Here is a 12,369-nt window from a genome sequence, read left to right as displayed (position 1 = left end):
TGTGTCTCCCTCTGTCGATCATTCGTCCGCTAGGCAAAGCACTACGACAGGACTCTCTTTGCGAACCCAATCGGCGGTGCACGAAGATGTGGACGTGCCGCGGCTGACTACCCGGTGAGTGGCGCTGCTCGAGCTGCACGAGACCGGACTGACGTATGTCTCGCTGGTCCCGTCGCCCTTGTCTGCCCCGAGCCTTCGTACGACGCAGTCACCTACCGAGGCATTGGCGATGACCGACGCCGTGTCGCTTCCGCTGTACGTCGGCGCCACCGTCCGGGATGTGGTGGTCGCATACGTCGGATAAGTCGTACTCGACGATTCAGATGTGTAGTAGAGAGAAGACGCGCTGTCGTAGTCGTCGAACGCGCGGGTGACTGCATTGGCAATGAGAAACATCCACACGATCGACAGCACCAGAAGCGCGGTGAAGATGTAGCCGATGACCAGACCGGCGATTGCAAGTCCTCGCCCCTGCTCACCGGTTCGTTTGATCTGCGCCAGCGAAATGTGGCCGAGCACAATGCCGACCGGCGCCAGCACGAGCGCCCCGACCAGGGCGGCAATTGCGAGGCCGTTCGTGGTCGGAGGTTGGTACAGAACGCCCTGCGGTTGGGCACTCCAGTACTGCTGCTCCCCACCAGGCGGGGGCGGTGGTGGCGGTGGCGGTGGTGGCGGAAGGGTCACCGAATAAGCCGTCGATAGCGCATTCCGTGAATCTAGCGACGCCTCGGAGACCTGTCTGTCGTCCGTTCGGCGGACTGATGCAGAGGTGCCGAAATGTGAAGAGTTCTAACCGGCGAGCGGGCTCAGCCGCCGTAGACCTCGGGGTCCAGGGTGCCGATGTACGGCAGATCGCGGTACCGCTCGGCGTAGTCGAGGCCGTAACCGACGACGAACTCGTTGGGGATGTCGAAGCCCACGTCGCGGACGTCGACGTCGATCTTGACCGCGTCAGGCTTGCGGAGCAGGGTGACGACCTCGAGCGAAGCGGGATTACGCGTCTTGAGGTTGCGCATCAACCACGACAGCGTGAGACCGGAGTCGATGATGTCCTCGACGATCAGCACGTGGCGACCGGCGATGTCCTTGTCGAGGTCCTTGAGGATGCGGACGACGCCCGAAGACGAGGTCGAGGATCCGTAGGAGCTCACCGCCATGAATTCCATCTGCGACGGGATCGGCAGGGCGCGGGCGAAGTCGGTCATGAAGAAGACCGCTCCCTTGAGGACGCCGATCAGCAGGAGATCCCCTTCGGGGGCGCCTGCCGGGTAACGCTTGGCGATTTCCTCAGCCAGTTCCGCCGTTCGTGCACGGATCTGTTCTTCGGAGATCAGTACCGATGCGATGTCGCCCTCGTACACGCGTCAAACCCTTCGTCGGTCTTCGAATCCGAGGATCAGCCTGCCACGTCGCCGGGCCGCCACCAACCTCGCCTCCGGTGTTCCGCCCCCGATCGCGACGCCGCCTTGCCCCCGCCAGTCGATCACCAGGGCGTCGACTGCCCGTAACTGTTTGTCCGTCAATGCTTTTGCGCCGCCCTGCAGCAGCCAGGCCCGCAGAGCGCGTCGGCGGATTGCGGTGGGCGCTTCGGCAAGTGTGTCCACTTCCACTTCCCCGTCGACAACAGTCCGTAGAAGTAGTGCCTCGGCGTACTCGTCGAGCGCCTCGCCGTCCTCACGCAACTGCGTCGCGGTTCGGGCCAACGCCTCGGCAACTCCCCCGCCGAGAATTTCTTCGAGCAGCGGCAACGCCTCGTGCCGCAGACGCACGCGAGTGAACTCGGGATTGTTGTTGTGCGGGTCCTCCCACGGCGTGATGCCCAGGTCGACGCAGGCCGCCCTGGTCACCGACCGACGGATGCCGAGTAGCGGCCGTCCCCAGGGGGCGTCGAATGCAGCCATACCCTGAATCGATCGCCCACCGGACCCGCGGGACAGTCCGAGAAGGACGGTCTCTGCTTGATCGTCGAGCGTGTGTCCGAGCAGAACCGGGAGGTCAGTCCTGGCGTCGCGCAGAGCGCTGTACCGAGCCTCACGCGCAGCGGCTTCGAGACTCCCACCTTCGGCTACGTCGACGGTCAGCACCGTCGCGGTCCGGCAACCCAGCGCCAGCGCCTGGTCTGCGGCCGAGCTCGCGACGGCATCAGAACCATCTTGTAACCGATGGTCCACGATCAATGCGTCGACAGAATCGGTTTCCGCCACGGCTGCTGCGGTCAGCGCCAACGAATCGGCTCCCCCGGACAGGGCGACGACCACCCGGCGCCGTGGCTCGAATGCGACCGTCCACGCCCGCACGGCCTGTCGCAGCGCCAGGAGGGCAGGCGTCTCAGGCAGCAGCATCTAGCCGAGAACGCGCTTTACCCACGCGTCGGGATTGTCGATCTCGTCGAGCAACGGCAAGGTCTCGGGCCCGGCCCAGATGGTGTTGAACTGCTCCATACCGACCTTGAGAACTACCGCGTCGACGAAGGCCTTGCCACGCACGTACTGCGCCATCTTGGCGTCCATGCCGAGAAGCATCTTGATGATCCGCTGCACGGGGTTGGACTTGCGTTGCCGACGCTTGTCGAAGGCCGCGCGGATAGTTGCCACCGACGGCACCACGGCGGGGCCGACGGCGTCCATCACGTGGTCTGCATGCCCTTCGAGGAGGGTGCCGAGTACGAGCATCCGATCCAGCGCGTCACGCTGAGGTTCTGCCTGCGAAGCACGCAGCAGGCCGATGATCCCGCCCGCCGTCGCACCGTCACTGGAGTCGGGTTCCTTCCGCGAGCGCAACTCTGCAGCAAGGCGCCCGACAACGTCGGTCATCGACTCGTCCACCGTCGCACCAAGCGTTTCGACGGATTCCTTCATGTACTCCGCTAGCCACGGCGAGGACGAGAACTGAACCCGGTGAGTGACCTCGTGCAGGCAGACCCACAACCGGAAGTCACTCGGGTTCAGCCGAAGGGACCGTTCGACGGAGACGATGTTCGGTGTGACCAGAAGCAGGGTGCCGTGCTCGCCGGTGAACGGGTCGTACTGCCCGAGGATCGCCGAAGACAGGTACGCCAGCATGGCGCCGGCCTGCAAGCCCGCCGGCTTTCCGACGATGAGATTGCCACTGCCGTCAGGGTCGGCGCCGGTGAGATGCGCCATCGACCGCGAGGCTGCCGTGATCCACCCGGCCCGGTCAAGCACGTCAGCGGCCGGGACCGGTAGACCGTCGGCCAAACCGGTCACTTCACGAACCGGCAGTTCGGCACGCTTGGACGCTTCGGCGAGTTCTGCGGTTGCCGTCTCGGCCGTGTAGCGAGACATCGCGGGGCCGCCGCGCGCCAGTTTTATCCCGGCTTTGGCGGCAAGACTCCAGTCGACGGCACCACCGAGCGGAGCCGAGGCTTCATCATCTTGTGGAGTCTTTTCGGCCACTATTGGCACCCGCAATTCCTCAATGCTCCGGCAATCGCGTCCAGGGCAGGACGGCTCACTTCTGGCGGCCGGTCATTGGACATCAGTGCGAAGGTGAGCACTCGCCCGTTCTGATCGACCACGAACCCTGACAACGCGCTGGCCGTCGAGAGAGTTCCCGTCTTGGCCCGTACCCAACCCGCACCGGTTCGGTTTCCGGACGCGTAGCGGTCGGACAAACTTCCTGTTCCGCCGGCCACCGGAAGGTAGTCCAGCAGCGGACGCAGTTTCGGATCACCGTCACCGGCCGCCGCCGTCATGACGCGATCGAGTACCTGAGCGGGAATGAGATCGTCGACGGAAAGTCCACTGGAATCGTGCAGCGAAACTCCGGTGTAGTCGAACCCGGCGGCCTGCAGGGTCTTGCCGGTCGCGTCGACGGCTCCGGTGAACGAGGCTTCGATTCCGGAGGCAATCGCGACCTCACGCCCGATGGTCTCGGCGAGCACGTTGTCGGAATGTTCCATCATCTGCAGCAGCCGGTCGCTCAGCGGCGCCGACTGCACGGTGGCGATCGGCTTGGCACCGGCAGGCGCCGCGCCGAGACTCACGTTGGCGGGATCGACACCGAGGGCCTGAGCGAGCACCTTGCCCGCGTCCAACGCGGGCGTTTCCGAACGCGGCGACTCGTCTTGAGTGCCGTCGTACCGACCGCCTTCGATCATCACCGATTCGATCGGGGTGATGTAACCGGCCGCGATGTCAGCGGGGAACCACCCGGTGGCCATGTTGTCGCCCTTGAACAAACTCGAGTCCACCACGACGCTGGTCACCGGCGTACCGGCAGCCTTGATCTGGTCGACGAGATCCGCGATGTGCGCTGCGTTGGCGTAGTACCCGCTCTGCCCCTTCGGCGTCGCCGTCAGCGTCGGGTCACCACCGCCGACCAGAACGACCTGCCCGGGGCTCGCTCCGGGGACCACCGTCGTGGCCAGCCTGTGGTCGAGCGGCAGCTTCAGCAGTGCCGCCGATGCGGTCAGCACCTTCGTCGTGGACGCAGGCGTCATCGGCGTCGACGGGTCTGCGCTCCACAGAATGTTTCCGGTGAGCGCATCAGCGACAACTCCGGTGAACTTCCCCAGATCCGGGTTGGCCACGGCCGGGCCGATCGCCGCTGCGATTCCCGACGCGCTCGGGATCGGTGCGTCCGTCGGGACGGGCACCACCTGAGGTGACGGCGTCACGAGCGCAGGCTGCGGCGACGTAGTCACGGTCGCGCTGCCGGCTGTGTCGTTCGACGTACCGAGTTTCACGACGACAACTCCGGCGACGGCCAGTACAACCACTGCACCGACCGCCAGAAGGATGCGGAAGTTACGCCGTCGACTCTCTTCCAACGAGCCGATCTTCTTCTTTCCTTGGCCCGCCAACGCCCCTCCGTCTGTGCTCTGCCTACTGGGTGGTCAGGCAACCTTATCCTTGACCCGATATCCTTCCGACGAATCATTACCGACACGACAGCGAGGAATCGGCGTGGAGTTCGACGTCACCATCGAGATCCCCAAGGGTCAGCGCAACAAGTACGAGGTCGACCACGTAACCGGTCGCGTCAAACTCGATCGCTACCTCTACACAGCTTTCGGCTACCCGGCCGACTACGGCTTCATCGAAAACACCCTGGGTGAGGACGGCGATCCGCTCGACGCCATGGTCCTGCTCCCCGAGTCGGTCTTCCCCGGCGTCATCGTCGAGGCTCGCGCAGTCGCGATGTTCAAGATGGTCGACGAGGCCGGCGGAGACGACAAGGTCCTCTGCGTTCCGGCCGGTGACCCCCGCTGGGATCACATCCAGGATCTGGGTGACATCTCACAGTTCGAGCTCGATGCGATCAAGCACTTCTTCGTCCACTACAAGGACCTCGAGCCGAACAAGCACGTCGAGGCAGCCAACTGGGTCGGCCGCGCCGAGGCAGAGGCCGAGATCGAGGCTTCGATCAAGCGTCTCGCTGCCAACGGCGGTCACTGAGCTCGAGTTCTCAGGCCTAACGAAAATCCCCGCACATCGGAAGATGTGCGGGGATTTTTGTGCTGTTTTTACTCACCCTTGCAGTTTCTACTCACCCTGGAAGACCGGCGGGCGCTTCTGGAAGACGGCGGTGATGGCCTCGGTCAGATCCTGCGAAGGCAGGAACGCCGCGTTCCAGGCTGCGACGTAGCGAAGGCTGTCGTTCACGCACGCGCTGCGGGTGTGATCGAGCACGTCCTTGATCCCGTGGACCACGAGCGGCGGATTGAGCGCAATCTCCTTGGCGGTCGCGCGCGCCGCGGCCAGTACCGCGTCGGCATCTTCGAAAACGTCGTTGACGAGGCCGATCTTCTCGGCGCGCGCTGCGTCGATGTCCTTGCCGGTCAGAGCCAACTCACGCAGGTGTCCGTCGCCGATGATCGCAGGCAGACGCGCGAGGCTGCCCATGTCTGCGACGATCGCGACCTTGACCTCGCGGATGCTGAACTTGGCATCGGCACTTGCGTAGCGGATGTCCGCCGCCGTGATCAGGTCGACGCCGCCGCCGATGCACCAGCCCTGCACAGCTGCGACGACGGGCTTGCGGCAATCTGCGACGGCATTGATGCCCGACTGCATGCGCTTGATCATGTCGTGGAACTTGGTGCGCGGGCCCGCCTGAGCCTTGTCCGCGAGGACGGCACCGAATTCACCGCTCATCGCCGGCAGGTCCAGGCCGAACGAGAAGTGCTTGCCGGAACCGGCGATGACGATTGCACGCACCTCGGGATCGGCGTCGAGGTCGGCGAAGATTTCGGGGAGTTCACTCCAGAAATCCGGCCCCATCGCGTTGCCCTTGCTCGGCCCGATCAGCGTCACCTGGGCGATGTTGTCTTCGCGCTCGACGGTGAACGCATTCCAGCTCTTCTGTTCAGTCATTACTCAAGAGTAACTAAAGGTCCGGCTCAGCCGAAGACCGCTGCCTTCATCCGAAAATTCCTGCCTCGTCAAGTACCAGTACGACGAGGGTGACGGCCATCAGGGCGAACATGATCAGCATCGCCATCCTGGCCGCCCGCTCACTGGTCGGTGGGAAAACGCGCTGCGCCGGATGCTCGGCCACGTACTCGGACAAGGACATGGTCCTGGCACGTGAGCGTGTCGGATTCTGTACCGCTGCTGTTGTAGCCATGTCGGTGATCCTTTCAACTACGCAATCTCAGTCAGGTACCCCAAAGGTGAAGTACCCGACTGAGTTCGACTTCTCCAATGTAGACCCGCAGATCGAAGAAGTCAGCGTGAGTTTCGTGCGAATTACCTGAGAGTTAGTCCACACAGGGAATGCCGCCATTCGCGCCCGCTCGGATAGGTGATCCCTGCGCTCCCGTATCGGGAACTGTGCCGGCGGATACCGAGGAGTCCGACTGCGCCGGAGCGGCCGAGAACACGGTCTGCGCATTGTCCTCACCGATCAGTACAGACACTGATTCGGCCGCTGCCTGCTCGTTCGGCACTGCGGCCACGCCCAACTGCTCGGCCAGCGCCTCTGCGACCGCTTTGGCGCCGACTCCATAGCTGACCACCGACTTTGCCGTCGCAGCTGCGGTGCTCACCTCTCCGACTTCGACTCCCGACGCTTTCATCGCCGCTGCCAACGCGGCGCCCAACCCGTCCGTCGCGGTTCCGTTGCGGATATCCACAACTTCGCTCCCAGTCGAGACAGCAGTGTCCATCGCAGGTGCAGATGCCGAGTCACCTCCGGCGAAGATCCGCGACACTTCACTACGCAGACGTGCCGGATCGACCGTGTTGACATCCTGGCCGTCGACGGTCTCGTATCCCTCGATGGGCAGGGTGTAGAAGTCGATGTTCCCACCCGCGAGAGCGCTTGCCTGAGAAGCGAATCGGACGGGATCCATGGCGGAATCGATCACCACGTCCTTCTTCACCACGTCGGCCAGTGCCGTCATCTTCGGAATGTTTCCGATGACGCCGGAGCCCTTCAAGTTGGCGATCACCGCGCTGATGAAAGCCTGCTGCCGGTGGGTGCGATCCAAGTCCCCGTTGTCCAGGCCGTGGCGTTGACGGACAAACGAAAGTGCCTGTGACGCATCGAGAGTCTGAACCCCCGCCGGGAAGTTGGCGCCCGAGAAGTCATCCTGCACCGGATTGTTGAGGCACACCTGAACAGGGCCGATAGCCGAGACGACGTCATAGAAGCCCATCAGGTTCACTTCGGCAAAGTGATCGATCGGAACCTTGAGCAGATTCTGCACGGTGGTCAGTGTCGACCGCCGACCGACTTCACGCGCTTGCTGTTCTCGTGCAGCAGGATCCGTCACACCGTCCGCTACGAGTTTGGCGTCCGCATCAGCCTTCGCCATTCCGTAGGCTTCCTTGATCTTGGCCATTCCATAGCCGGGTACCGCGACGTAATCGTCGCGTGGAATTGCCACCGCACTGGCCTTGCCACCATCGCCCGGAACATGGAGCAGGATAAGCGTGTTCGTGTTGTACCCACCCACATCGCTATCCCCTGCGTGCAACTTGTCGGTGACGAACTCTGCCGGCAGATCGCTGCCGTCCATCGCCTTGCGACTGTCGAGACCGATCAACAAAATGTTGGTATCCCCGTCGAGTGAACTGCCGGCGTCGTCGCCGAGGGCGGAGAGCGCATCCGACCGGTACAGCCCCGACGTCAGATCCGACTGCACGTACCACCCGATTCCGACGCCCACCAGAATCGTCGTCGACAGGGATGCCGCCGCCAGCTTGCGCCCTACCGAGAGCGTCGACCGCTGCGGTTGACGCCTACGCCTGTGCCTGGTTGCCGAGTGTCGAGGTCGCGGTTCCACGGCCGACACGCTATCCACCGTTCCTGAGTAGAACCTGTCGATACCGGACACAGCTGGTCATTCGCTGAAAGAACGCTGAGAATGAAGTCCGAATTGGGCAAATCTGCTCTAGGCTCCGCCCTGTGGACCGCCGACGCTTCCTCAGTGCCCTCGCAGCAGCAACCCTGACCGGAACCGCCGCGGTGACCATGGGAACCGCTTGTTCGTCACGTTCGGTCGGGACGGCGGTCGCCGCAGCCGACGAGCCAGCAGACCCTGCCGCTGTTCCGAATCGCCCGCCTGCCTTGCTGCCGCCTCCACCGCCGTCTGCCCGGGTGCCGCTGCCCGCCGGCGGATCGTTGACCGCCCTGCCCGGCGGCGGGGATCTGTTGGCCCTGACGGTTGACGACGGGGCCAGCTCCGAAGTCGTGCGCCTCTACACACAGTTCGCAAAAGACACCGGCATCCGTTTGACGTACTTCGTCAACGGGCAATACAACTCGTGGACCGAAAACGCCGGACTTCTAAGACCTCTTGTCGAGAGCGGACAAATTCAGCTCGGCAATCACACCTACTCGCACCCGGATCTGACGTCAGTGCCGAAGCAGCAGATCGCCGACGAGCTGACGAAGAACGGCACGTTCCTGCGCAACACCTACGGCGTGGATGCGGCGCCGTACTTTCGGCCGCCGTATGGAAGGCACAACGCGACAGTCGATTCCGTGGCCGCGAGCGTCGGCTACACCGTGCCCACCCTCTGGTACGGGTCGCTGTCGGATTCTTCGTTGATCACCGAGGAGTACATCCTGCAGATGGCGAACCAGTACTTCAATCCGGGGGCCATCGTGATCGGACACCTCAACTATCTGCCCGTGACCCACGTGTATCCGCAACTGGTGGACATCATCCGAAGCCGGAACCTGCGGACGGTCACGCTCAACGATGTCTATCTGAAGCCGTGACGCCGTGGTGACCGCAGCCGACAACGAGGTTCCGGCCGACAACAGGGCTCCGTCTGTGAAACAACGCACCGAGGCCTGGCTGCTCGCGGACATCACCGAGGAACCCGCCGGACATCTGGGGCCACACCGGATGGCGCCGAAGAAGGAGAAGCGCCACCCGTGGTGGAAGGTGATGTGCCTGACGGGTGTCGATTACTTCTCCACTCTCGGTTACCAACCCGGTATCGCGGCACTGGCGGCCGGCACGTTGGCTCCCATCGCGACAGTCGTGTTGATTCTGCTGACGCTGTTCGGTGCGCTCCCGGTCTACCGGCGAGTGGCTCGCGAGAGTCCGCATGGCGAGGGGTCGATCGCCATGCTCGAGAAGCTGCTGCCCAAGTGGCGCGGCAAGATCTTCGTTCTCGTGCTTCTCGGATTCGCGGCCACCGATTTCCTCATCACTATGACGCTCTCGGCTGCCGATGCCACGGCGCACCTCGTCGAGAATCCTTTTGCTCCAACCTTTCTCTCCGGACACACCGTCGCCGTCACCCTTGTTCTGCTCGCGCTCCTCGCCGCGGTATTCCTCCGCGGATTCACCGAAGCGATCGGTATCGCTGTCGGATTGGTCGCCGTCTACCTCGCCTTGAACGTGGTGGTCATCTCCGTAGGTTTGTGGCACATCGCGACCGCGCCGTCGTTGGTCACCGACTGGACGCGCGCCATGACCACCGAGCACGGAAACCCGGCGATGATGATCCTGATCGCGCTGATCGTCTTCCCGAAGTTGGCTCTCGGTCTGTCCGGCTTCGAAACCGGCGTCGCGGTCATGCCGCAGATCAAGGGCGATCCGCACGACACCGAACAGAATCCACGTGGCCGCATCAAAGGTGCACGGCGCCTGCTCACCACGGCGGCGCTGATCATGAGCGGATTCCTGCTGACGTCGAGCCTGGTCACCACCATCCTGATCCCAGAAAACGAGTTCCAGCCCGGAGGCGCTGCCAACGGTCGCGCGCTTGCCTTCCTCGCGCACGACTATCTGGGTGAGATCTTCGGAACTGCCTACGATCTCAGCACGATTCTGATCCTCTGGTTTGCCGGTGCGTCGGCAATGGCAGGGTTGCTCAATCTTGTTCCGAGGTATCTCCCCCGCTACGGCATGGCGCCGTCGTGGGCCCGCGCCGTGCGTCCGCTGGTCCTCGTGTTCAGCGTCATCGCCATCACTGTCACGATCTACTTCGACGCCGGTGTCGACGCTCAGAGTTCCGCGTACGCAACCGGTGTCCTCGTGCTCATCTCGTCGGCGACCGTCGCCGTTGCCCTGTCCGCTCGCAAGCACGGTCAGCGAAAACTGTTCGTAGGGTTCAGTTTTGTCGCAGTTTTGTTCGTCTACACGACGATCGCGAACATCTTCGAACGTCCAGACGGTGTGAAAGTGGCGTCGTTTTTCATCGCCGCGATCATGGTGGTGTCCTTCCTTTCCCGGATCTCGCGAGCCTTCGAACTACGGGCAACCTCTGTCGAATTCGACGAGACTGCACTGCGATTCATCTCCGAGGCAGCCGAGAAGGGTTACCTCGCGATGGTGGCGCACGACGTCGATCGTCTCGACGAGGACGAGTATCGGCAGAAGGAATCGCAGCAGCGCGCCGAAAGCAACATCCCGGAGGCGGAGTCGATCATCTTCATCGAAGTAAATGTCACGGACTCCTCCGAATTCAGCACCGATCTCCTCGTCCACGGACGACAGCGCGGTGAGCACCGGATCCTCTGGGTCGACAGCCCTGCCGTCCCCAACACCATTGCGGCGGTTCTCCTGCGGACGAGAGACATCACCGGCGTGATTCCCGACGTCTACTTCGAGTGGACCGAGGGAAACCCGATCATGTACCTGCTCCGATTCCTCTTCATCGGTGAGGGCGAAACCGCTCCGGTGACCCGTGAGGTTCTCCGCCGCGCCGAACCCGACCAGTCCCGACGGCCACACGTCCACGTCGGTTGACGCCGCACTCCCACCGACCGCTCACGCGGGTACCGGTGCGCCGTTGCTCGCACAGCCGGCTTTGTTTATTGCTTCTGGCACAACCGACCTCGGCCACGAGGTTCGAGCATTCTGCGAGAACGCATCCGGTGAACATCTGCAGCCTCAGAAGTCGGCGAATATCAGTGACAAGCCATTGGGAGCAGGACGGGCTTACCGGGGCGGGGAGTCGTTGAACGCGATTCTTCGTTCGATCTATGGTCCGGAGGAGACACTCAGTGGACAATGCGAACATGACGACCGGCGCGCCTGCTCAAACCGTGCACTTTCATCAGAAGCATTACACGGCAGTGATTTCTGGCGCGAAAGTTTCCACCGTCCGCTGGCGCGAAGACATTCACAAAGGGCCGGCAATTTTCATCTTCGACAATCACCCGACCGCCCGCCCCCTTGCAGGACAGGTCACCGCTGTAGAAACGTACGATCTCGCTCATCTGTCGCCGCTAGCAGCTCGCCAGCCACCCGGCACCGACATGACGAATTTCGCAAGACAACTCCGGGTCAACTACTACCCCGAGATGCCTGAAGACGCTGTTGTTCAGGTGGTCGTCATAGCCACTGATCACCAAGGGGATTCGTCACTGCCCACGACGTAGTGCGACCGACCTCAGCCGTCGAAAACGTCTGTTGTACTTCCGTGTGCGTCGAGGTCTGCACTGCCGGCGCCGATCAGGTCGTTGCGGCCCATTCTGGCTGGGTTGATCGGTCCAGGCGCGCTGGCATTCGTCCGAGGTCAGCGTTGTCGTGGATCCTCTGCGACAGGGCCGCCTTCGTTTTCCCACCGATCCAGTGCGCGTTTTTCCTGCTTGGCGGCGGTGTCTTTGCGCGATCCGAGTGATTTTACGGACTTGAGTAGTTCTGTGAGTCGGCCCATGACCGGACCATACTCGACTTTCCGGCGATGCTGACCCAGGGTTGGACGTATTTCCATCAGAGATGCCGTAGGGGACTTCGACGCCGCCATCGACGGCGTCGACAACCACGAAACCCTCCGCCCAGCCCTGCTTGCATGTGGTGATCGGCATCGGGGCGCCAGTGGATGTGAAACTTGGTGGTGTCGAGGTCGGCTAGTTTTCGCTCCGGAGCGCCCAGCTTGGGAGTCGGCCGAATCTCGACTGGCGTCGGGTTTTGTTGTGGCGCCTTAGTTTTTA

The 12,369-nt window shown here is 63.0% G+C and carries 13 protein-coding genes; 4 read left to right on the top strand and 9 right to left on the bottom strand.

Features of this window, described 5'->3' with window-relative positions:
- Nucleotides 1–18: 18 nt before the first annotated feature.
- From B0E55_RS00450 to dacB, 5 genes are all read right to left on the bottom strand, one after another.
- Nucleotides 19–684 (bottom strand): DUF4190 domain-containing protein, encoded by a 666-nt coding sequence (locus tag B0E55_RS00450; protein ID WP_020968343.1) that lies wholly within the window; start codon nucleotides 682–684, stop codon nucleotides 19–21.
- Nucleotides 685–806: 122 nt separating this feature from the next.
- Nucleotides 807–1,361: a hypoxanthine phosphoribosyltransferase gene (gene hpt, locus B0E55_RS00445; RefSeq protein WP_019746778.1), complete on the bottom strand. Its 555-nt coding sequence runs from the start codon at nucleotides 1,359–1,361 to the stop codon at nucleotides 807–809.
- 3 nt (nucleotides 1,362–1,364) lie between these two features.
- Entirely contained in the window at nucleotides 1,365–2,342 is a 978-nt protein-coding gene (gene tilS / locus B0E55_RS00440) for a tRNA lysidine(34) synthetase TilS (RefSeq protein ID WP_030534815.1), read from the bottom strand.
- Nucleotides 2,343–3,416, bottom strand: a complete 1,074-nt coding sequence (locus B0E55_RS00435; protein WP_003941120.1) for a zinc-dependent metalloprotease — start codon at nucleotides 3,414–3,416, stop codon at nucleotides 2,343–2,345. It abuts the gene before it with no gap.
- Nucleotides 3,416–4,825, bottom strand: a complete 1,410-nt coding sequence (dacB, locus tag B0E55_RS00430) for a D-alanyl-D-alanine carboxypeptidase/D-alanyl-D-alanine endopeptidase (RefSeq protein ID WP_029254401.1) — start codon at nucleotides 4,823–4,825, stop codon at nucleotides 3,416–3,418. Before dacB ends, B0E55_RS00435 begins: the two co-directional genes overlap by 1 nt.
- Nucleotides 4,826–4,928: 103 nt before the next feature.
- Here dacB and B0E55_RS00425 point away from each other — a divergent pair, with 103 nt between their 5' ends.
- A complete protein-coding gene (locus B0E55_RS00425; protein ID WP_003941181.1) occupies nucleotides 4,929–5,420 on the top strand; it encodes an inorganic diphosphatase in 492 nt (163 codons plus the stop codon).
- Between the two features lie 87 nt (nucleotides 5,421–5,507).
- Here the strand turns inward: B0E55_RS00425 and B0E55_RS00420 are convergent, their stop codons facing one another.
- The 3 genes from B0E55_RS00420 to B0E55_RS00410 all read right to left on the bottom strand — a co-directional run bounded on the left by B0E55_RS00420 (nucleotide 5,508) and on the right by B0E55_RS00410 (nucleotide 8,254).
- Nucleotides 5,508–6,338 carry a crotonase/enoyl-CoA hydratase family protein gene (locus tag B0E55_RS00420; protein WP_080908881.1) on the bottom strand — a complete coding sequence of 277 codons (831 nt, stop codon included), beginning with the start codon at nucleotides 6,336–6,338 and terminating at the stop codon, nucleotides 5,508–5,510.
- 46 nt (nucleotides 6,339–6,384) lie between these two features.
- Nucleotides 6,385–6,591 (bottom strand): hypothetical protein, encoded by a 207-nt coding sequence (locus B0E55_RS31490; RefSeq protein WP_124568973.1) that lies wholly within the window; start codon nucleotides 6,589–6,591, stop codon nucleotides 6,385–6,387.
- Between the two features lie 133 nt (nucleotides 6,592–6,724).
- Nucleotides 6,725–8,254 (bottom strand): LCP family protein, encoded by a 1,530-nt coding sequence (locus B0E55_RS00410; RefSeq protein WP_241895976.1) that lies wholly within the window; start codon nucleotides 8,252–8,254, stop codon nucleotides 6,725–6,727.
- A 122-nt stretch (nucleotides 8,255–8,376) separates the two neighbouring features.
- Here B0E55_RS00410 and B0E55_RS00405 point away from each other — a divergent pair, with 122 nt between their 5' ends.
- The 3 genes from B0E55_RS00405 to B0E55_RS00395 all read left to right on the top strand — a co-directional run bounded on the left by B0E55_RS00405 (nucleotide 8,377) and on the right by B0E55_RS00395 (nucleotide 11,814).
- Complete coding sequence (locus tag B0E55_RS00405) at nucleotides 8,377–9,195, top strand: polysaccharide deacetylase family protein (RefSeq protein ID WP_080908879.1); 819 nt, start codon at nucleotides 8,377–8,379, stop codon at nucleotides 9,193–9,195.
- A 4-nt stretch (nucleotides 9,196–9,199) separates the two neighbouring features.
- Nucleotides 9,200–11,179 (top strand): amino acid permease, encoded by a 1,980-nt coding sequence (locus tag B0E55_RS00400; protein WP_080908878.1) that lies wholly within the window; start codon nucleotides 9,200–9,202, stop codon nucleotides 11,177–11,179.
- A gap of 257 nt (nucleotides 11,180–11,436) precedes the next feature.
- Nucleotides 11,437–11,814: an ASCH domain-containing protein gene (locus B0E55_RS00395; RefSeq protein ID WP_198538379.1), complete on the top strand. Its 378-nt coding sequence runs from the start codon at nucleotides 11,437–11,439 to the stop codon at nucleotides 11,812–11,814.
- Nucleotides 11,815–11,951: 137 nt separating this feature from the next.
- On the opposite strand, the gene B0E55_RS31625 is transcribed toward B0E55_RS00395, so the two are convergent.
- Nucleotides 11,952–12,092 (bottom strand): hypothetical protein, encoded by a 141-nt coding sequence (locus B0E55_RS31625; RefSeq protein ID WP_154606704.1) that lies wholly within the window; start codon nucleotides 12,090–12,092, stop codon nucleotides 11,952–11,954.
- Nucleotides 12,093–12,369: the final 277 nt, after the last annotated feature.

Origin of the sequence: Rhodococcus sp. 66b, assembly GCF_002076325.1 — a bacterium.
In the GTDB taxonomy this organism is placed as follows: domain Bacteria; phylum Actinomycetota; class Actinomycetes; order Mycobacteriales; family Mycobacteriaceae; genus Rhodococcus_F; species Rhodococcus_F erythropolis.
The sequence above is the reverse complement of the archived record's forward strand: the minus strand, read 5'-3'. Positions and strand labels throughout refer to the sequence as shown.

Excerpts from the sequence above, each read along its gene's own strand:
- tilS (WP_030534815.1), bottom strand. The coding sequence starts at position 2,342 with ATGCTGCTGCCTGAGACGCCTGCCCTCCTGGCGCTGCGACAGGCCGTG.
- B0E55_RS00420 (WP_080908881.1), bottom strand. The coding sequence starts at position 6,338 with ATGACTGAACAGAAGAGCTGGAATGCGTTCACCGTCGAGCGCGAAGAC.
- B0E55_RS31490 (WP_124568973.1), bottom strand. The coding sequence starts at position 6,591 with ATGGCTACAACAGCAGCGGTACAGAATCCGACACGCTCACGTGCCAGG.
- B0E55_RS31625 (WP_154606704.1), bottom strand. The coding sequence starts at position 12,092 with ATGGGCCGACTCACAGAACTACTCAAGTCCGTAAAATCACTCGGATCG.